This is a genomic window from Streptomyces pristinaespiralis, assembly GCF_001278075.1.
In the GTDB taxonomy this organism is placed as follows: domain Bacteria; phylum Actinomycetota; class Actinomycetes; order Streptomycetales; family Streptomycetaceae; genus Streptomyces; species Streptomyces pristinaespiralis.
Genome location: NZ_CP011340.1, coordinates 5610540 through 5630313 on the forward strand (window position 1 = coordinate 5610540; position 19774 = coordinate 5630313).

General features: G+C 72.7%; 16 protein-coding genes and 1 tRNA gene. 11 read left to right on the forward strand and 6 right to left on the reverse strand.

Going from position 1 to position 19774, the window contains the following annotated elements; all coding sequences use genetic code 11:
• Positions 1-33 precede the first annotated feature (33 nt).
• Positions 34-399 carry a hypothetical protein gene (locus SPRI_RS23925; RefSeq protein WP_053557282.1) on the reverse strand — a complete coding sequence of 122 codons (366 nt, stop codon included), beginning with the start codon at positions 397-399 and terminating at the stop codon, positions 34-36.
• 82 nt (positions 400-481) lie between these two features.
• Here SPRI_RS23925 and SPRI_RS23930 point away from each other — a divergent pair, with 82 nt between their 5' ends.
• Complete coding sequence (locus SPRI_RS23930; protein WP_005317433.1) at positions 482-1087, forward strand: DUF4291 domain-containing protein; 606 nt, start codon at positions 482-484, stop codon at positions 1085-1087.
• Here SPRI_RS23930 and SPRI_RS23935 read toward each other — a convergent pair.
• Entirely contained in the window at positions 1084-2274 is a 1191-nt protein-coding gene (locus SPRI_RS23935; protein ID WP_005317437.1) for a S8 family peptidase, read from the reverse strand. The two genes, SPRI_RS23930 and SPRI_RS23935, sit on opposite strands and share 4 nt — an antisense overlap.
• A gap of 353 nt (positions 2275-2627) precedes the next feature.
• Here SPRI_RS23935 and SPRI_RS23940 point away from each other — a divergent pair, with 353 nt between their 5' ends.
• From SPRI_RS23940 to SPRI_RS23955, 4 genes are all read left to right on the forward strand, one after another.
• The gene (locus tag SPRI_RS23940; RefSeq protein WP_005317440.1) at positions 2628-5396 is read left to right on the forward strand and encodes an alpha/beta fold hydrolase; all 2769 of its coding nucleotides are present in this window, start codon (positions 2628-2630) and stop codon (positions 5394-5396) included.
• Complete coding sequence (locus SPRI_RS23945) at positions 5393-6280, forward strand: ABC transporter permease (RefSeq protein ID WP_050791558.1); 888 nt, start codon at positions 5393-5395, stop codon at positions 6278-6280. The genes SPRI_RS23940 and SPRI_RS23945 overlap by 4 nt, the downstream gene beginning before the upstream one ends.
• A 135-nt stretch (positions 6281-6415) precedes the next feature.
• Positions 6416-8029 carry a vWA domain-containing protein gene (locus SPRI_RS23950; RefSeq protein WP_053557283.1) on the forward strand — a complete coding sequence of 538 codons (1614 nt, stop codon included), beginning with the start codon at positions 6416-6418 and terminating at the stop codon, positions 8027-8029.
• A gap of 149 nt (positions 8030-8178) precedes the next feature.
• Positions 8179-8646: an anthrone oxygenase family protein gene (locus SPRI_RS23955; RefSeq protein WP_037774633.1), complete on the forward strand. Its 468-nt coding sequence runs from the start codon at positions 8179-8181 to the stop codon at positions 8644-8646.
• Between the two features lie 65 nt (positions 8647-8711).
• Here the strand turns inward: SPRI_RS23955 and SPRI_RS39455 are convergent, their stop codons facing one another.
• Positions 8712-9152 (reverse strand): nitroreductase family deazaflavin-dependent oxidoreductase, encoded by a 441-nt coding sequence (locus SPRI_RS39455; protein WP_234020420.1) that lies wholly within the window; start codon positions 9150-9152, stop codon positions 8712-8714.
• Positions 9153-9522: 370 nt separating this feature from the next.
• Here SPRI_RS39455 and SPRI_RS23965 point away from each other — a divergent pair, with 370 nt between their 5' ends.
• A complete protein-coding gene (locus SPRI_RS23965) occupies positions 9523-10530 on the forward strand; it encodes a PP2C family protein-serine/threonine phosphatase (protein ID WP_050791741.1) in 1008 nt (335 codons plus the stop codon).
• Between the two features lie 184 nt (positions 10531-10714).
• The gene (locus tag SPRI_RS23970) at positions 10715-11215 is read left to right on the forward strand and encodes a MarR family winged helix-turn-helix transcriptional regulator (protein ID WP_107082444.1); all 501 of its coding nucleotides are present in this window, start codon (positions 10715-10717) and stop codon (positions 11213-11215) included.
• A gap of 222 nt (positions 11216-11437) precedes the next feature.
• Here SPRI_RS23970 and SPRI_RS23975 read toward each other — a convergent pair whose 3' ends face one another.
• The gene (locus tag SPRI_RS23975; protein WP_234020421.1) at positions 11438-12139 is read right to left on the reverse strand and encodes a DUF4142 domain-containing protein; all 702 of its coding nucleotides are present in this window, start codon (positions 12137-12139) and stop codon (positions 11438-11440) included.
• Between the two features lie 174 nt (positions 12140-12313).
• Positions 12314-14290 (reverse strand): TerD family protein, encoded by a 1977-nt coding sequence (locus tag SPRI_RS23980; RefSeq protein ID WP_053557285.1) that lies wholly within the window; start codon positions 14288-14290, stop codon positions 12314-12316.
• Between the two features lie 446 nt (positions 14291-14736).
• Here SPRI_RS23980 and SPRI_RS23985 point away from each other — a divergent pair, with 446 nt between their 5' ends.
• Positions 14737-15018 carry a hypothetical protein gene (locus tag SPRI_RS23985; protein WP_159039483.1) on the forward strand — a complete coding sequence of 94 codons (282 nt, stop codon included), beginning with the start codon at positions 14737-14739 and terminating at the stop codon, positions 15016-15018.
• A gap of 163 nt (positions 15019-15181) precedes the next feature.
• Here SPRI_RS23985 and SPRI_RS23990 read toward each other — a convergent pair.
• A tRNA-Arg gene (locus SPRI_RS23990) sits at positions 15182-15254 on the reverse strand.
• Between the two features lie 315 nt (positions 15255-15569).
• On the opposite strand from SPRI_RS23990, the gene SPRI_RS23995 reads away from it, so the two are divergent.
• From SPRI_RS23995 to SPRI_RS24005, 3 genes are all read left to right on the forward strand, one after another.
• Complete coding sequence (locus SPRI_RS23995) at positions 15570-17213, forward strand: dynamin family protein (protein WP_005317467.1); 1644 nt, start codon at positions 15570-15572, stop codon at positions 17211-17213.
• A 6-nt stretch (positions 17214-17219) separates the two neighbouring features.
• Complete coding sequence (locus tag SPRI_RS24000; protein ID WP_005317469.1) at positions 17220-19034, forward strand: YfjP family GTPase; 1815 nt, start codon at positions 17220-17222, stop codon at positions 19032-19034.
• 268 nt (positions 19035-19302) lie between these two features.
• On the forward strand, positions 19303-19767 hold the full coding sequence (locus SPRI_RS24005) for a single-stranded DNA-binding protein (RefSeq protein ID WP_078535518.1): 465 nt from the start codon (positions 19303-19305) through the stop codon (positions 19765-19767).
• The last annotated feature ends 7 nt before the right edge of the window (positions 19768-19774 follow it).

Consider the following 19774-nt stretch of genomic DNA (forward strand, 5'->3'; position numbering starts at 1 on the left):
CGCGGCCCGTGCGGATCCCGCACGGGCCGCGTCTCAGTAACGGTCGTCCAACGCGAGGACCATGGCGCGCAGTTCGCGCGCGGCGCGACGGGGAAGGGCCAGCACGGCGCCTTCGAGCATGTCACGCGCGCGGAGGGGATCACCGCAGCAGAGCCACTCGGTACAGCCGTCCTCGTCGTCGCGCCACAGCCGCCGGTCGGGCCGGCCGACGAAGGTGCGCCACAAGTCGAGGGACTCGCCGACGGCACCGGTCCACAGGTAGTTGCGGGTCTCCTCGATGCGCACGATCTCGTACTGCGTGTGCCGCGAGATCCCGTGGACGGGCCGCATCCGATTCTTCCGGCACCGCTCCCGCACCCGCTGCTCGGCGCGGACGTGCCCGGGCCGCCTACGCGGCATGGCCTCCGAAGGTCTTCATGGCCGCGATCCTAGGGCGTAATCCGTTGGCCCGACAACGGCGTTTGCCCGCACGCTGTGGGCCATGACCGACGAACCCCGCCACCGCGTACGCGCCCGGTACACCGACGACACCGTCACCGTCTACCAGGCGTACTCTCCGGCCATCGGCGTGCCCGCCGCCCGCGACGGGCGGTTCCCCGCGGCGTGGAAGCGGGAGCGGATGACATGGATCAAGCCGTCGTTCCTGTGGATGATGTACCGCTGCGGCTGGGCCACCAAGGCCGATCAGGAGACCGTGCTCGCCGTCGAGATCCGGCGGGACGGCTTCGAGTGGGCGCTGCGCAACGCCTGCCTGTCGCACTATCAGGAGGGCGTGCACGAAAGCCGGGAGGCGTGGAAGCGGGAGCTGCGGCAGGCGCCCGCGCGGGTGCAGTGGGACCCGGAGCGGGACCTCCGGCTGAATCCACTGCCCTACCGGTCCCTGCAGCTGGGACTCGGCGGCGACGCGGCCGGCCGTTACGCGGACGAGTGGACGACCGGCATCACCGACGTGACCCCGCTCGCGCGGCAGATGCGTCGGCTCGTGCTCGAGGGCGACCTGGCCGGGGCCGGACGCCTGTTGCCCGAGGAGCGGCCGTATCCGGCGGACACGGGGCTCCTCGGGCATCTGGTGCCCTCCGCGGGCTAGAACAGCGAGTGGAGCAGCTTGTTCGGGGAACCGGTCAGCGGGCTCTGGACCTTGCCCGTCGTCGCGTTGTTCACCAGGGCGTCCCGGACCTGCGCCGGGGTGGCCGTCGGGTGGGCCGAGAGGTAGAGAGCGGCCACGCCCGCGGTGTGCGGGGTCGCCATCGACGTGCCCGAGATGGTGCTGGTGGCGGTGTCGTTGTCCTTCCAGGCCGAGGTGATGTCCACGCCGGGCGCGAACAGGTCGAGACAGGTCCCGTAGTTGGAGAACGAGGCCCTGCGGTCGGAACTGTCCGTCGCGCCGACCGTGATCGCCTCGGGGACGCGGGCGGGAGAGTAGTTGCACGCGTTGGCCGGGATGCCGAGGATCGGCAGGCCGTTGCCCGCCGCGACGGAATAGCTGACGCCGGAGGCGATCGACTTCTTCACCGCGTCGTCCAGCGACGCGCTCGCGCTGCCGCCGAGGCTCATGTTGGCCACGGCGGGCTTCTTGGCGTTGGCGGTCACCCAGTCGATGCCGGCGATGACGCCGGCGGTGGTGCCGGAGCCCTGGCAGTCGAGGACGCGAACGGCGATGAGGTTGACGCTCTTGGCCACCCCGTAGGTCTTGCCGCCGACCGTGCCGGCGACATGGGTGCCGTGTCCCTGACAGTCCTGGCCGTTCTGGCCGCCGCCCACCGTGTCCGTGCCGACGCTGGCGCGCCCGCCGAACTCGCTGTGGGAGGTGCGGATGCCGGTGTCGATGATGTAGGCGTTCACGTTCGACGCCGTGGTGTTGTAGGTGTACGTCTTCGACAGCGGCAGGTTCCGCTGGTCGACGCGGTCGATGCCCCACGTGGCGTTCGACTGGGTGTCGTTCAGGCGGACCGTGGAGTTCTGCTCGACGTACGCGACCCGTGGATCGGCCGCGAGCGACTTCGCCTTCGAGGCCGGCATCGCGGCGGAGAAGCCAGAGAGGACGTTGTTGTAGGTGTGCTTCGGCGTGACGCCGAGGTCGGCGGCGCGGGTCGTGCCGTCCTTGAGGACGACGATCCAGCTGTTGTCGACGGCAGTTGCAGTGGGAGCGAGACGAAGATCGCCGAGCGACGCGCTGTGCGCGGTGGGGGATACGGCGAACTGGAGACCGGTCGCGGCGGCGGCGGCTGATATCAGCGCCCCGGCGCGACGGGCAGTTGCTCTCATCTCGTGCACCTGACCTTTCGTTGACCGGTTGTTACGGGCAAGTACGGGCGTGCATGGTGCCAGGACGTGCGGTTGCGAGAGCCAGGGTCCCGTGATGTGACCTACGACACAAGGGTGCGACTGATCAGTAACTGGCCGGAAAAGTCCCCCTCTTGAAGGGGGTTCAGTAAGTGTGGATCTTGTGCGCCCGTCGTCACGAGTCCCAAATGTCCGATCTTCACGTCGCCGTCGTCCCGGTCCTCGCGAGCCGCGCCGTACCGCGGCCGGTGTACGGGGGCCGCGGCGTGTACTACTCCAGGAGGCGCACCGGTTCCACCCGGCGGCAGCCGACGCCGGGCAGCCGTGCGCTTAGGGTTTCAACCATGCAGATCCGACTTCCCCGGCCGCGGGGCCGATGGCTCGCGGGCGTCGCCGCCTTCGCCGTGCTCGCCGGTGCCGGTACGTGGACCGCCGTCGCCGACGACGCCGCGCCCGCCGTGCACCGCGAGGACCGGGTGCACAGCATGCCCGGGGCGGAGATCGACACCTCGTACTTCACCGGCGGCGGCAGCGAGCGGCGGCCCGCCGTCCTGCTCGGGCACGGCTTCGGCGGCAGCAAGGAGGACGTCCGTGCGCAGGCCGAGCAGCTGGCCCGCGACGGCTACGCCGTACTGACCTGGTCGGCCCGCGGCTTCGGCCGCTCCACCGGGCAGATCGGGCTCAACGACCCGGAGCGCGAGGTCAAGGACGTCTCCCGGCTCATCGACTGGCTGGCGAAGCGGCCGGAGGTGACGCTGGACGCCGACGGCGACCCGCGCGTCGGCATGAGCGGCTCCTCGTACGGCGGCGCGATCTCCCTGCTCGGCGCGGCCTACGACCGCCGGGTCGACGCGATCGCACCCCAGATCACGTACTGGAACCTCGCGGACGCCCTGTTCCCCGACGGCGTCTTCAAGAAGCTGTGGGCCGGGATCTTCTTCTCGACCGGCTCCGCCGCCACGTTGGACACCGCCCCCGGAGGCGGCCGGGTCCAGCCCGGCACCCCCGAGGAGCCGCCCGCCGGCGAGGCCCCGTCCGGCCAGGACCAGGCCGCCGCCGCGCCCGAGGGGACCGCCGCGCCCGCCCCCGCGAACCCCGCCGGATGCGGGCCGTTCGAGCCCGCCCTGTGCGCGATGTACGAGCGGGTCGCCGTGGCGGGCAAGCCCGACGCCGAGGCCCGCGAGCTCCTCGAGAGCCGTAGCCCCTCCGCGGTCGGCGACCGCATCAGGACGCCCGCGCTGATCGTGCAGGGCCGGTCCGACTCGCTGTTCCCCCTCTCGCACGCCGACGCCATGGCGAAGACGATCCGCGCCAACGGCGCACCCGTCGCCGTCGACTGGATCGCCGGCGGCCACGACGGCGGCGACCGGGAGACCGGCCGCGTCGAGGGCCGCATCGGCGACTGGTTCGACCGGTACCTGAAGCAGGACAAGAGCGTGGACACCGGTCCCGCCTTCCGTGTCAGCCGCACCGGCGGCGTCGACTCCACCGACGGCCAGGCGCTGCTGCGCGGAGCGACGGGCCCCGCCTACCCCGGTCTGACCGACGGCACCCGGCAGTTCGCGCTCACCGGCCGCGAGCAGCGGTTCTCCAACCCGGCGGGCGGCACCCCGCCCGCCATCTCGGCCGTCCCCGGCCTCAGCGGCGGCGCCGGCGCGCTGTCCTCGCTCGGCATCGGCCTGTCCCTGGACTTCCCCGGCCAGTTCGCGAGCTTCGCGTCGAAGCCGCTCGACACCTCCGTCCGCATCACCGGCTCGCCCACGGTCAGGGTGAAGGTGGCCTCGGACAGCGGTGACGCAGTCCTGTTCGCCAAGGTCTACGACGTCGGACCGGACGGCAGGCAGCAGGTGCTGCCCTCCCAGCTCGTCGCCCCCGTACGGGTCGAGGACGCGAAGGACGGCAAGGAGGTCGAACTGACCCTGCCGGCCGTCGACCACGAGGTCGACGCCGGGCACCGGCTGCGTCTCGTGCTGTCGGCGACCGACCTCGGCTACGCCTCCCCGGCCGCCCCCGCCACGTACACCGTCTCCCTCGCCGGGCAGCTCGCGGTGCCCACCGCACCCGCCGTGAAGACGCAGGCGGCCGGCCTGCCGTGGTGGGTGTGGGCGATGCCCGCCGCGGGCGCGCTCGTGGCGGCGGCCCTGCTGCTCACCGCCCGCCGCCGTGCTCTCGCCCCGCCGCCCGACGCGGAACGCGCCGAGGTGCCGCTGGAGATCACCGGCCTCTCGAAGAAGTACTCCCGGTCCGCCGACCGGTACGCGGTCCGGGACCTGTCCTTCCGCGTCGAGAAGGGCCAGGTGCTCGGCCTCCTCGGCCCCAACGGCGCCGGCAAGACCACCACGTTGCGGATGCTCATGGGCCTGATCCGGCCCGACGCGGGCGAGATCAGGGTCTTCGGACACGCGATCAGGCCGGGCGCGCCCGTACTCTCCCGGGTCGGCGCCTTCGTCGAGGGCGCCGGGTTCCTGCCGCACCTGTCGGGACGCGACAACCTGGAGCTGTACTGGCAGGCCACCGGCCGTCCGGCGGCCGACGCGCACATCGACGAGGCCCTGGAGATCGCCGGCCTCGGCGACGCCCTGGCCCGCGCGGTGCGCACCTACTCCCAGGGCATGCGCCAGCGGCTCGCCATCGCCCAGGCCATGCTCGGCATGCCGGACCTGCTGATCCTCGACGAGCCGACCAACGGGCTCGACCCGCCGCAGATCCGCGAGATGCGGGACGTGATGATCCGCTACGCCGAGGGCGGCCGGACCGTCATCGTCTCCAGCCACCTCCTCTCCGAGGTCGAGCAGTCCTGCACCCACCTGGTGGTCATGGACCGCGGCCGGCTCGTGCAGGCCGGTCCGGTCGCGGAGATCACCGGCGAGAGCGACACCCTGCTCGTCACCGTCGACGGCGAGGTGCCGGAGCCGCTCGTCGAGAAGATCGCGGCGCTGCCCGGGATCGGTTCCGCGGTCCGCACCGGCGACGGACTGCTCGTACGGCTCGACGGAGCGAGTGCCACCGAGATGATCACCGAACTGGTGCGCCTGGACGTGCCCCTGACGGGCGTAGGCCCGCACCGCCGCCTGGAGGACGCGTTCCTCACCCTGATCGGAGGTTCCGCATGAGCGCGCCCGTGGAGACCGGCACGAAGACGCCCGTGCTCGTCGGGGCCGCGCCCGGCTACCGCGCCCGCCGCACACTGCCGCTGCGGGTGGAGGCGATGCGGCAGCTGAAGCGCCGCCGGACGCTGGTGATGGCCGGGGTGCTCGGCGCGCTGCCGCTCGTCCTGATCGCGGCCTTCGCGATCGGCGGCACCCCCGACGGCCGGGACAACGGCCGGATCACCCTGATGGACACCGCCACGGCGTCCGGCGCGAACTTCGCGGCCACCTGCCTGTTCGTGTCGGCCGGCTTCCTCCTCGTGGTGCCGGTGGCGCTGTTCCACGGCGACACCGTCGCGTCGGAGGCCAACTGGTCGTCCCTGCGTTACCTGCTGGCCGCACCGGTGCCGCGCACCAGACTGCTGTGGTCGAAGCTGGCCGTGGCACTGGGTTTCAGTGCGGCGGCGATGCTGCTGCTCCCGCTGGTGGGGCTGGTCTCCGGGACGATCGCCTACGGCTGGGGGCCGCTGGAACTGCCCACCGGTGGATCCCTGGCGGCCGCTGACACCCTGGCGCGGATCGGCCTGGTCGTGGCGTTCGTGTTCGTCTCCCAACTGGTCACCGCAGGGCTGGCGTTCTGGCTCTCCACGAAGACCGACGCGCCGCTGGGCGCGGTCGGCGGGGCCGTGGGCCTGACGATCGTGGGCAATGTGCTCGACGCGGTCACCGCGCTGGGCGGCTGGCGCGAAGTCCTCCCCGCCCACTGGCAGTTCGCCTGGATCGACGCCCTCCAGCCGCAACTGGAGTGGAGCGGCATGCTGAAGGGCTCCGCGGTCTCCGTCTCCTACGCGCTGGTCCTGTTCGCGCTCGCGTTCCGCAACTTCGCCCGCAAGGACATCGTCTCGTAGGGCGATGCGGGGCGTACCGGACAAAAGGCCGGGTCTGTTGCCGCATTGAGACTCTTCCGCAACGCTGCCGACTGCTCCTGTCGGCCCTCTCGGACGTCACATTCACAAGTGCCGACGACACGAGGGGGAGTCCGGATGACGTTCCGAACAGCGAGGCGTACGAGGGTGGGCAAGGCGGTCGTGGCGGCCGTACTGGCAGGCGGTGTGCTCCTCACCGCGGGCTGCGGCGGCTCGGGGAACCGGGCGACCGACACCTCGGAGGGGTACGCGCCGGCGCCGGACGGCGCGCCCGCGCCCGTCCTGCCGGACGGGGGCAAGGGCGGCCCCGACCGGGACACGTCGGGTGAGGAGAAGCGGGACGTCGCGCCGCCCGCCGACTACCTCTCGACGTTCGCGCTCGACGTGGACACCGCCTCGTACGACTACACGCGCCGCCTGCTCAAGGAGGGCCGTGCGCCGGGCCGGCACCAGGTCCGGCCCGAAGAGTTCATCAACAGCTTCCGGCAGGACTATCCGCGGCCCGAGGGCGACGGGTTCACCGTGAGCGTCGACGGAGCCCGGCCGGGATCCGTCGACGCCGGCGGCGGCGAGGGCGAGATCAAGCCGCAGACCCAGGACGCCGAGGGATACGAGGACGGCGACTGGTCCCTCGTCCGGATCGGGCTCGCCACCCGGCCCACCGGCCGCGAGGCCGACCGGCCCCCCGCCGCGCTCACCTTCGTGATCGACATCTCCGGCTCGATGGCGGAACCGGGCCGGCTCGACCTCGTCAAGAAGTCGCTGGGCACGCTCACCGACCAGCTGCGCGACGACGACTCGATCGCCGTCGTCACCTTCAGCGGCGAGGCGGAGACCCGGCTGCCCATGACCCGCCTCGACGGCAACCGCGACCGCATCCGGTCCGTGGTCGACGAACTGGAGCCGACCGACTCCACCAATGTGGAGGCCGGCGTCACGACCGGCTACGACGAGGCCGTGGAAGGCCGCAGGAAGGGCGCCACCAACCGCGTGGTGCTGCTGTCCGACGCCCTCGCCAACACCGGTGAGACCAAGGCGGAGGCGATCCTCGAGCGCATCGAGGACGCCCGGCGTGAGCACGGCATCACCCTGTTCGGCGTCGGCGTCGGCAGCGATTACGGCGACGACCTGATGGAACGCCTCGCCGACAAGGGCGACGGCCACACCACCTACGTCTCCACCGACGAGGAGGCACGCAAGGTCTTCGTCGACCAGCTGCCCCGCCACGTCGAACTGCGGGCCCGGGACGCCAAGGCTCAGGTCGCCTTCGACCCGCAGACCGTCCAGCAGTTCCGGCTCATCGGCTACGAGAACCGGGAGGTCGCGGACGACGACTTCCGCGACGACAAGGTGGACGGCGGCGAGGTGGGCCCCGGCCACACGGTGACGGCGCTCTACGCGGTCCGCCTGCGGGACGGCGCGCGCGGCCACGTCGCCACCGCGACCGTGCGCTGGCTCGACCCCAGGACCCGGGCGCCGCACGAGGAGAGCGGCTCCGTGGAGACCGACGCGATCGACGGGGCGCTGTGGGACGCCCCGTCCGAGCGGCTCCAGATCACGGCGGTCGCGGCGTACTTCGCCGAATCGCTGCGCGGAGGTTCTGTGCCGGGCGCGCCGGGCCTCGGCGCGCTCGAGGACCGGGCGCGGGCGCTCGCGGGCTCCACGGAGGACAGCGCCGTCGAGGACCTGGCCGACGCCATCGAGCAGGCGAGGCGGTCGGGGCGCTACTGACTCCGGCGGGGTCCGCTCGCGGATGGTTCGCACGCGAACAGCGAGCGGTTCGAGGATGGTTCGAGGCCGGTGGGAAACCGGCCTCGAACCGCCCCACCCCGTCCGAAAACACGGCGCGCCGCCCTCCGCGTCGGGCCATCATGAACGGCATGGCCACCCTTCTCCTCGCCCTTGCCGTCGTGTCCACCGGTCTGTACGCGGGCTTCTTCGTGATCTTCCAGACGGGCATCATGCCCGCGCTCGCGACCCTGACCGACGAACAGTTCGTGCCCGCCATGCGCCGCATCAACGAGAAGGTGCCACGGGGCGCGTTCATGCTGTCCTTCCTCGGCAGCCTCGGATTCCCGCTCGCGGTGCTCTTCGTCCCCGTCGACGGCCGCACCGCCACCGACCGCTGGCTCGTCGTCGCGGCCCTCGTCTGCGCGTTCGTCGGCCACGTCATCACCAGCGCCGGTAACGTCCCGCTGAACAACGCCCTCGCGGCGGCGGAGAACTCGCCGCGGGCCGCCCGGGACGTCCGGGCCGCGTTCGAGGGCAAGTGGAACGCCCTGCACCTGGTGCGCACCCTGTTCGCCCTTGCCGCCTTCGTGCTCATGGTCTGCGCCGCGACGGCCTGAGGCGCGGGCGCTCCGGCGCGCGGGCACTCAGGGCACGGGGGTCCCGTGACGCGAGGTACCACGCGTCAGAAACTGCCGGGCGCCGCCTCGAGCCGCAGGAACGGGATCGATTCGCCCACCCGCCGATAGCCGGCCTCGCTGCCGTCGACCTCGTACCCCATGAACCGGCAGAGCAACCGGGCGGCGAGCGGATGGCGGGGCGCGTACCGAGCCATGAGCCGGCCGCCCTCCTCCGGCGTGACCGGCTGCGCCGTCACCGGGTAGTAGCGGCGGCCGACCTGGATGGTGGCCTGCGGAGTGTGGAGGAGGTTGCGGTACCACTGGGCCCGGGGGCCGAAGCCCGAAGCCACCGTCCACGATCCGCCGGTCCGGTCGCATTCCACCACTTCGACGACGGTCTTGCGGGTCAGCCCCGACGTACGGCCGGTGTGGATCAGGAGCAACAGGCGCCGCCCGAACAGCGGGCCGAGGCCGATCCGGTAGAGGTGGACCGGCAGCCTGGCCACGAACCGTTTGACACCGAGGGGGAGCGGGGGACGCTGCGGCGCGGGGTGCGGAGAAGTCACGTAGCTGCCTCTCGTGAGTGGTGCGGAGCGGGGGCGGCGGCCTCGGGGCTGTCCGGCCGAGTTCTGTGAGAGCGGCTTCGATTCGGTAACGGGGGCGGACCAGGACGATTCGACTGTGCAACCTTTGCATAGTCTAAATGTGGTGACGAGGCCGACGGGGGCGACCGCGCCACTCCTCCGCGCGCCCGGCTGCCGCGTGGCCGTGTCGCCGACGGAGACCGTTCCCGCCAGCCGATCAACCGCGGAGTCCGACTTGGCAGAGCAGATCCCGTCGAGCTCCCGACTGCTGTCCGCGCTCCCCTTCGTGGTGATGGGCATAGTCGCCCTGGTCGACGTGACGGCCGGGTCGAGCGTGGGATTCCTCGCCCTCGTCTCGCTGGGTCCGGCCTTCGCCGGGCTCGTGGGCGGATGGCGGCGTACGGCACTGATCGGCGTCCTGTCGCTGGGCTTCTGCTTCGGCCTCGGGATCTACGACGGGGTGCTCGGCGAGCGCCGCTGGTACTCCGCCATGGCCTCCGTCGCCGGGGTGACCGGAGCGGGCGTGGCGGCCGCGGTGATGCGGCAGCGGCGCGAGGCCGAGCTCGCCAGCATGCGTTCCATCGCGGAGGTCGCGCAGCGCGTGCTGCTGCGGCCCGTGCCGCGCACGGCGGGCCATCTGCGGGTGGCCGTCTCCTACACCTCGGCGGTCGCGGAGGCCCGTATCGGCGGCGACCTGTACGAGGTGGTCACCTCACCCGGCGGCGTGCGCGTCATCGTCGGCGACGTCCAGGGGAAAGGGCTCGAGGCGGTCGAGACGGCAGCCGTGGTCCTCGGTGCCTTCCGCGAGGCGGCGCACGAGGAGGAGGACCTGGCAGGCGTCGGCGAGCGGCTCGAGAGAGCCCTCGAACGGGAGTTGCAGGGCGGGGAGAAGTTCGTCACGGCGGTGCTCGCGGAACTGGAGCCGGGCAAGGGCGCGACCTTGCTCAACTACGGGCATCCCGCGCCGATGGTGGTGCGCGGAGACGGAACGGTCTCCTTCGCCGAACCGCCCAGGCGTGCCCTGCCGCTCGGGCTCGGCCTCCACGGGACGTCCGCCCCGCAGCCGTTCACCGCCGACTTCGCGCCGGGCGACCAGATGTTTTTGTACACGGACGGGGTCACCGAGACCCGCGACCGCGGCGGCCGGTTCTACCCGCTCGGCGAGCGCGGCCATCTGCTGAGGACGAAGGACCCGGAGGCGGCGCTGGCGGAACTCCGCGCGGACCTGGAGCAGTACGCCCAGGCGCCTCCGCACGACGACGCCGCGATGCTGCTGATCCGCCACCGCCGGGAGGGATGAGGGCGGCGCGGCGAGACGCCGGCGGGCCGGGCCCGGCTCCTTGCCGCCCGGCGCCGGGGGAGCGGCGCAGTGCGGGCCGCCCGGCGAGGGGACTCGGAGCGAGGCCGCCGCACGGTACCGGGGCGGGGCGCGGTACAAAGAAGAAATGACCGAACCAGCGCACTCCTCGTACTCCTCACGGGGGATGGACGACGTCGACGCCGTGACCCGCGCGGTGCTGACCGCGTCCCGGCTGCTCGTCGCCCTCTCGGCCCGCTCGCTCGCCGCGGTCGAGGACCGGGTGACGTTGCCGCAGTTCCGACTGCTGGTCGTGCTGTCGCTGGAGGGGCCGGCGAAGCTGGTCGTGCTCGCCGACCGGCTCGGTGTGAACCCGTCGACGGCCATGCGCATGGTGGACCGGCTGATCGCGGCGGGCCTGGCCGACCGGCAGGTCAACCCCGACAACCGGCGCGAGACGGTGCTGCGGCTGACGACGGAGGGCCGGCGCATCGTCGAGGACGTCACCTCCCAGCGCCGCAAGGAGATCGCGACCATCGTCGAACGGCTGGACCCCTCGCAGCGGGCGGCGCTCATCGGCGCCCTGGCCGCCTTCACGGAGGCGGGCGGTGAACCGGCGGTGCCCGACGAGGACAGCGAGCTGTATCCGCTGGGCTGGTCGGACATGGGCCCGCGGCCCGGTCGCTGACACCCGCACCCGCTGAAGGCCCGGCGGGGGGCGGCGGGGAGGACCCGGTCGACATCGCCGGCGTGCGGTGGTCGAGCTGCGTCACCGTGCCAGTGCCGCTCCCGGGCAGAGGCCGGCGAGCTGCCGGGTCCTCCACCACGAGAAGCATTGCACAGTGCAAGGGATTTTACTTCCCCTTGGCGGGGTCGGGTCCGCCGACGTCCGCAGAGGCGGTGCGCCGGGTCACTTCGGAGCGACCGCCGCCTCGACCTCCGCGAAGGTCGCGGCGTCGACGAGCCCGGTGTCCTCCAGGACCTCCATGTGGTCCAGCACCGTCTGGTTCGCCTGACGGGCGTGACGGCGGATCAGGTCGTTCTGCGTGGCGGCCCTTACCTCGGCGATGGTGGCGAAGATCTTGCCGTGCGAGGAACGCAGCAGGTTCGCGAAGAGCCGGTCGAACTCGGCGCCCTGGGCGTTCTCCAGCTGTGTCACGAAGCCCTGCTGCTCCTCGGTGGCCTCGTTGGGGAGCTGCACCCCGAGGATCTTGGCGTCCTCGCGCACGAGCTGGTCGAGCTTGCTGTGTCCGTCGAGGAGATGCAGCCCGGCACGCTTCACGGCCTCACTGGAGGCGTGGGTCTGGGCCAGCCGCCCCGCGGGTATCTCCCAGAGTCCCGCCTGCCGCACCTTCACCAGGAACGTCCGGTCGACCTCGGTCACCTTCTGCGGTCCCTGGGCCTCCGCGGCCGTCGCCCCCGAGAACCCGGCCCCCGCGTGACCGGCGCCGTGCTGGGCGGCCCCGCCCGTCGCGGCGGTCCCCGCGGTCGCCTCCCCGCTTCCCGTCTCGAGCGACACGACCACCAGCACGGCCGCGGCGACGGCGGCGGTGACCATGGCGACGACCCGCACGGAAACCTTGGAGCGTGCTGCACGTCGGTTCGAATGCATTGATGCCTCCCGGCTCGGCATGGAGAAAAATGGCAGTTGGCATTCGGGAGCTGTGTTGTGGCGGCTGGCACGGCACGCAGAGGTGAGTACGGACGCGCGCGCCGGGATGTTCAACGCGCGCCGTACGTAAGGGCCGTACGAGGTGTGAGGGGCGCCCGGTGGCGCCCCGGCGGATCAGTCCGCGACATCGACCCCGTAGCCGCGGGCCAGCGCCGCCAGCCCGTGGTCGTAGCCCTGGCCCACGGCCCGGAAGCGCCACAGCGGCCCGCGGCGGTAGAGCTCGGCGAGCAGCAGCGTCCGCTCCGTGGTGGCGGCGTCGAGGGCGGCCTGCGCGAGCGGAGCGGCGCTTCCGCCGGGGCCGGTCGTGACCTGGACGGCGCCGACGTCGCCGAACGTCGGCGTGCCGTCGATCGCCGCCGCGACGACGACCCGCCTGACCGCCGGCGGCAGCGCTCCGAGATCGGCGGTGACTGTCTGCTCCGTCGGACCGTCGGTCAGCAACCGTACGGCTCCGTCCGGGCTTTCCGGCGCTCCGTAGAAGACGAAGTGCTCGTCGCAGGTCACCTGGTCGTCCTCGTCGACGAGGAACGCGACCAGGTCGATCTCGCAGGTCGTCTGCTGCGCCCAGGTGGCGCTGACGCTCCACAGGGACCCGGCCCGGCGGTCCGGCAGGTCGACGACACCTCCCCTCGGCAGCACCTGCGGACCCTGCCGCCGCTCGCTCCAGTCGGGCACGGGGGCTACGACGGGGGCGTCCAGCCACGCCTCCTCGTACGCCGGGATCAGGAGCGTCGCGATCCGCCGCATCCGGCGGTCGGCCTCGGCGCCGGCCAGCAGGACGACGTCGGTGACGCCGGAGGAAAGGTTGATCGCAGCGGCGCCTCCGAGCTCGACGACACGGGCACGGGCGGATGCCGCCTCGGGGTGCGACCCGCCGAGCACCAGCACCCGCCGCCCGCGCAGCGGCCTGGCCGGGGCCGCCTCCCGCGCGGCGGGGACGGGTTCGGTGGGAGCGGGCGCGGTGGCAGCGGGCTTGCGCGCGGCCGGGACCGCTGGGACGGGCGCGGCGGGGACCGCTGGGACGGGCGCGGCGGGCGTGGATCTGCGCGCGGCGGGTCCCGGAGCGGCCGACGCGGTCTCGGTCACGGGAGTTGCGGCCACCGGGACGGAGGCCGGGGGAGCGGCGGTCACCAGGACGGCGGTCTCGGGAGCGGCATCGGTCGACGTCTCGTGCGCCGTGCCCGGCCGAACGTCTTCGAGCAGCCTCAGGAACTCCTGCTCGTCGATGACGGGCACACCCTCGGCGACGGCCCGACGGGCCTTCGCCGAACCGGAGGACCGGTCGTTCGTGACCAGAACTCCGGTGTGCCGGCTGACGGAGCCCATCACATTGAGCCCGGCGGCCACGGCCCTGGCGACCAGCTCGGGGCGGGACATTGCCGTCGGGCCCGTGACGGCGATCTTCATGCCCTGCACGAGCGGGCCGCCCATGGCCATCCGCCCCGGATTGCGGTAGGCGCAGGGCGTCTTGGGCGGGCTCGGAGTGAACCGCGCGTCCTGCCGGGGCGGGCAGGCGACGAACGGCAGTCGCAGGTCCAGCCGCGCCGCCTCCCGGAGGGACGCGCGCAGCACGCCGGCCAGCACGCGCGTGTCGTCCAAGGCGTCGTGGGCCCGCAGTTGGGGGACGCCGTAGTGGGCGGCCAGCGTCCCGAGCCGTAGATCCTGCGTCGGCGGATCGACCCGCCGGTTCAGCGCCAGAGTGCACAGCCGCCTGGCGACCGGCAGCGACACGCCGGCGCGGGCGAACTCGTGAGCGAGGAAGTCGTAGTCGAACTGCGCGTTGTGGGCGACGAGCACCCGCCCCTCGAGCATCTGCGAGATCCGCTGCGCGACCTCCTCGAACGCCGGTGCCCCGTGCAGCCGTTCGGCCGTCAGCCCGTGGACGTGGACCGGCCCCGGATCACATCCCGGATCCAGCAGCGTGGAGAACTCCCCGGTCTGCGCGCCGTCCGGCCCGACGGTCACCACGGCGACGGACAGAACCCGGTCCCGCCGCGCGACGAGACCCGAGGTCTCCACGTCGACAAGCGCCCAATCATGGGCGTATGCGGGCAAGTTGGACACATCGAGATCCGCAGCGGCGAGAGTCATGGCGGAAGGATGGTCCGGTCTTCACAAATTCTTCAAGCCGGATGGTGGTTTCTCCCGTTATGCGGGGCGTGCGGATGCCATGCTCCGAAATCTCCGACCCGCGTGCGCCCCGGCCGGCCGCGCCACGGTGCCTGTCCGGTGGCAGGGCCGGCCCCCATGGGTGATGGTGGTGGAGGTGCGCTCCTCCAGGCGTCGCGGCGCCGAGGACTCGGTATCGGGCGAGTGCCGCGGGCCGGACAGCGTTCACGGGCCCGCCGTGTTCGGCGCCGGCCCTCGTATCCCACAGCTCTGGAATGACTGTTCGCGTCGGCGGGACTTCGCGGCGTTGCCACGAACGACACGGCGACCCGACCTGCGCCACCGGGTGCGTGGCCACCGCCGATTCGAGCCGGTGGGTCGAGGCTCGCGTCGTCACCGTCAGCACCCTTCCGATCGGAGGCCCCTGCATGAACTCTCTACGCCTGTTCGTCGGCGCGGCCGCTGCCGCGTTGGCCTTCGCTCTCCCCTCAGCGGCTCACGCGGCGCCCGCCGTTGCGCCGAGTCAATGCGAGAAGGCGAGAGCGGTCGCCGAGATGTCGGAGAGGGACTATCAGGACACGGTGAGGTGGTACAAGGACGTCATCGCCCAGGGCGGGCACCCGGGCACCATCGGAGAGCACGCGGTGGCCGACGCCAGGGCCGATCGTGACAGGGCCGCGTCCCAGGCGCAGCGAATCTGCGGCCCGTGAGCCCTGGTGTTTCTGATCAGCCGCGGAAGGCCGACAGGCCCTCCGCGGCTCACGAGAGGCGGGCCCGGCGCTTACGTGTCCGCTACGCCCGCCCCGCTACGCTGCCGCTGACCAGCAAAAAGGCCCTCCGGGTCGGAGGGCCTTGTGTTTGGTGCGCTGTGAGCGCCCCCGGCAGGACTCGAACCTGCGGCCAAGCGCTTAGAAGGCGCCTGCTCTATCCACTGAGCTACGGGGGCCGGTGATGGCCTCGGTGGCCTGGAGCCCCCCTCGGGTGGTCCGTGACCTTGCCGGGCTCAAGGATAGGGCTCCGATCCCCTTGGCCCGGTTGCTTCGCCTGCGTGGCACGATGTGGAGGTTCGGTGAAGCGAACCGATAATCGCAGGCAGGTGCGATTCGTGCACCGCTTTTTGCGTCTCGCGTCCCGGGTGTTGTGCACTCGTTATGCCTGCGTCCCACTCGTCCCATGTGTCCCATCTGTCTGATCGGCGCGCAGAGATCGTCATACGCTTCAAAAAGTCACCAAAATTGGGCATTCTTCGCATGTGGTGACCTTGGATGCACGGCCTCAGCTGATCGACGCACTTTCCGCCCTGCGCGACCGTGTCGCCGCCGTGCGTCTTCCACTTCCCCTCGCGGGCGCGCCCCGGGCCCGGCAGACGCGGTCCGAGCTGCTCGCCCAGCTCGACGACTATCTGGTGCCCCGTCTCAAAGATCCCGAAGCCCCCCTGCTCGCCGTGATCGGCGGGTCCACGGGCGCCGGGAAGTCCACCCTCGTCAACTCCCTTGTCGGACGACGGGTCAGCGAGGCGGGGGTGCTGCGGCCGACGACCCGTACGCCCGTGCTGGTGTGCCACCCCGACGACCATCACTGGTTCGCGGGAATGCGGGTGCTGCCGGAGCTCACGAGGGTCTGGATGCCCCCGCAGGAGGACGGCGAGGAGGAGCACCTGCTGCCCGCCAGGGCAGGCGGCCGTACCGCCGGCGGCCGTAACGGCGGCGGGCGGGCAGCGGAGGAGAAGGCGCTGCGGATCGAGACGGCCTCCCTGCTGCCCCGCGGCCTGGCCCTGCTCGACGCGCCCGACATCGACTCGCTGGTCGTCGAGAACCGGCTGCTGGCCGGGGAGTTGCTCTGTGCCGCCGATGTGTGGGTGATGGTGACGACGGCCTCCCGCTACGCCGACGCCGTCCCGTGGCACCTGCTGCGCACCGCCAAGGAGTACAACGCCACGCTGGTGACCGTGCTCGACCGGGTGCCGCACCAGGTGGTCGAGGAGGTGTCGCGCCAGTACGCGGCGCTGCTCACGAAGGCGGGCCTCGGCGACGTCCCCCGGTTCACGATCCCGGAGCTGCCCGAGTCGGCCGGCGGCGCGAACGGACTGCTGCCCAACACGGCCGTCGCCGGACTGTTCTCCTGGCTCGCCCACCGGGCCCAGGACCCGGCGGCGCGCCAGCAGGCCCTCAGCCGTACGGCAGGGGGCGTGATCGATTCGCTCAACATGCGGATGCCGGAGCTGGCGAGCGCGGTCGCGGCCCAGTACGCGGCGGCCGTACGGCTGACGAGCGCGGTCGAAGAGGCGTACGAGGCGGAGCGCGACCGGGTGCGCAGGCAGCTGCGGGCAGGCGCCGTACTGGCCGGCGACGCACGCACGCGCTGGCGCGGCTATCCGCGCGACAGCTCGGCCGCCGAGCTGCTGGACTCGCTCGTTGCCAGCCTGTCCGCGCTGCTGCAGTGCGCTGTCGCGGCCGCCGACGAACAGGTCGAGAACGCCTGGCGGCGTGAGCCCGCGGCCGCCGGGGTCGTCCGCAGCGGCCGGCGCGACCTGGAGGCCGGAGAGCGGATCGGGATGGCCGTGCGGCGCTGGCGGCGGGTCCTCGAGGAGCTGGCCGAGGAAGAGGTGCGGGGGATGGAACGCAACGCCGCGCCCGATCCCGAGACGGTGGCCGCACTGCTCGCGACCTCGCTGCTGGGCGGGCGGCGGGCGCGCGGCGCGGGCGAGCGGCTCGCCGAGCGGATCGGCGCACAGAGCGCGCTGCGGCTGCGCGACAAGGGCGGCGAGCTGGCGACGACGTACATCGACGACGTACTGAACAGCGAGCGGGAGCGGCGGCTGGCGCCCCTCGACGTGCTCGAGGTGAGCCCGGAGCCCCAGGCGGAGCTCATCGCCGCGCTGTCCCTACTGCAGAAGGAGAGGTGACCGCGGGTGACCGCCATCACCGACGACGAGAACGAGACCGGTGGCCGCTGGGACGACGGCCTGATCGCCCGCCGGGTCGGTCAGCGGAACGAGGACGGTACGCGGAACGAGGACGGCACGGGGGAGGTGGGGGCGGAGGGCGAAGGGGACCACATCGGCGACGAGCAGCTGCCCGTCGGAGGCACCTACGGCGGCCCCCTGCGGGACCGGCTCAGCGCCCTGCGCGAACTGCTCGGGCTCTCCCAGACCCGACTGGACGGGAAGACCCTCGCGGAGGCCGGCCGGGTCCTCGACGAGGCCGCCGCGCGCCAGCGGCTCTCCTCGCGCCACACCGTCGTGGCCATCGCCGGCGCGACGGGCAGCGGCAAGTCCACGCTGTTCAACGCGCTGGCGGGGGTGCGCATCGCGGAGACCGGGCTGCGCAGGCCCACCACGTCCGCGCCCATCGCCTGCACCTGGTCGGAGGGGGCGGCGGGGCTCCTCGACCGGCTCGCCATCCCCGGGAGGCTGCGGCGCAAGCCCCTCGCCGGCGGTGACGGCGACGACCAGCTGCAAGGGCTGGTGCTGGTGGACCTCCCCGACCACGACTCGGCCGTCGTACGGCACCGGGAGCAGGTGGACCGGATCCTGGCGCTGGTCGACGCGGTGATCTGGGTCGTGGACCCGGAGAAGTACGCCGACGCGGCGCTCCACGAGCGCTATCTGCGGCCACTGGCCGGTCATGCCGAGATCACCTTCGTCGTTCTCAACCAGATCGACAGGCTGCCCGGCGAGGCCGCCGACCAGGTCCTGGACGATCTGCGCCGACTGCTCGACGAGGACGGCATGGCGGTGGGGGAGCACGGCGAACCGGGCGCGACCGTCCTCGCGGTCTCCGCCCTGACGGGCGAGGGGGTGGGCGAACTGCGCGAGATGGTCGGCGCGTTCGTGCAGGAGCGCAGCGCGGCGGCGCGCAGGCTGTCGGCCGATGTCGACGCGGCGGCGGCGAAGCTGCGGCCCGTCTACGTCGCCGACGGCCGAACCGGCCTGGACGAGCGGGCCCGGGAGGACTTCTCGGCACGGCTCGCGGAGGCGATCGGCGCGACGGCGGCGGGTGAGGCCGCGGAGCGCGAGTGGCGCAGGAACGCGGGGCGCGCGTGCGGGACGCCGTGGCTGCGGCTGTGGCGCTGGTACGAGCGCAAGCGGATGCCCGGGGCGGCGGCCGTGGAGCCGGAGGTTCCCGTCGAGGAGGAGCCGACCGCACGGCAGCGGGTCGAGCAGGCGGTCCGCACGGTCGCCGACGAGGCCGCGCGCGGGCTGCCCGCCCCATGGGGCCAGGCGGTGCGCGAAGCGGCCGTGAGGGGCGCGCAGGGGCTTCCGGAGGCACTGGACGAGCTGGCGGCGCGTGAGGCGGCGGAGAGCAAGGGACGGCCCCTTCGCCCCGCATGGTGGCCGGCCGCGGTGCTCGCGCAGGCGTCGATGACGCTGCTGCAGATCTTCGGCGGGCTGTGGCTCGTGGGCCAGATCGTGGGCGTGCTGGAGCCGGGGCTCATTCCGCCGGTGCTGGTGATGCTCGCCGGCATCGTGGGCGGGCCACTGGTCGAGTGGGCGTGCGCGGCCGCGACGAAGGGCCCGGCGCGGCGGTACGGGCAGGACGCACGGCGCCGCCTCCAGGAGGCGGCGGCCGCCTGCGGGCGCGCGAAGGTGCTCGATCCGGTGTCGGCCGAGCTGATGCGGTACCGGGAGGTGCGGGAGCAGTACGCGACGGTCTCGGGGTCGGCGAGGCCCGCCTCGTCCGGGCCGGGCGCGCTGCGGGGACGGGTGCGTTCCCGGATCGGGTGACGGACCGGGGCTTACGGTGCCGCGCCGGGCGAGGCCCCGTCCGGGGCCCGCGGTGCCGGGCCCAGCGCGGTGCCGGGCGTTCCCCGATCGGATGACGGACCGGGACCCGCGAGGCCCGGTCCGGGTGCGGGGTTTCCTGATCGGGTGACGGAGTTGTCCACAAGGGGGCGCCCGTCCACAGGCGTCGGCGGGATCTTTCCGTCCGGTCCAGCATGGAGACCGGTCCACAGCGATCGGGCAAATGCAACCGGACGGGGAGGTGACCGTCATGAACGACACCATGGTGACGGTGGTGGGGAATGTCGCCACGAATGTGGAGTACCGGGAAACGGCCACGGGCGGGATGGCGCGATTCCGTTTCGCCGTTCCCTCGCGGCGCTGGGATCGCCGGGCCGGTAACTGGACGGACGGGCCGACAAGCTTCTACACCGTCTTCGCCTGGCGTTCGCTCGCGCAGAATCTGGCCGGTTCCGTTTCGGTGGGGGAACCGCTTCTCGTGCACGGCCGGCTGAAGGTGCGTGAGGAGGAGAGCGACGGCCGGCGGCGGACGTTCGTGGACATCGACGCGCTGGCGGTGGGACACGACCTGACCCGCGGTACCTCGGCGTTCCGGCGGGTGGTCAAGAGCCGGGATCTTGACGAGCGGTCCGCGGCGGCCGTGGGGGCGCCGCCGCCACGGGCGGGCGCGGGGGAGGCCGTGGAGACGGGAGTGCCCGTTGTCGCCGTCCCCTGACGGGAGT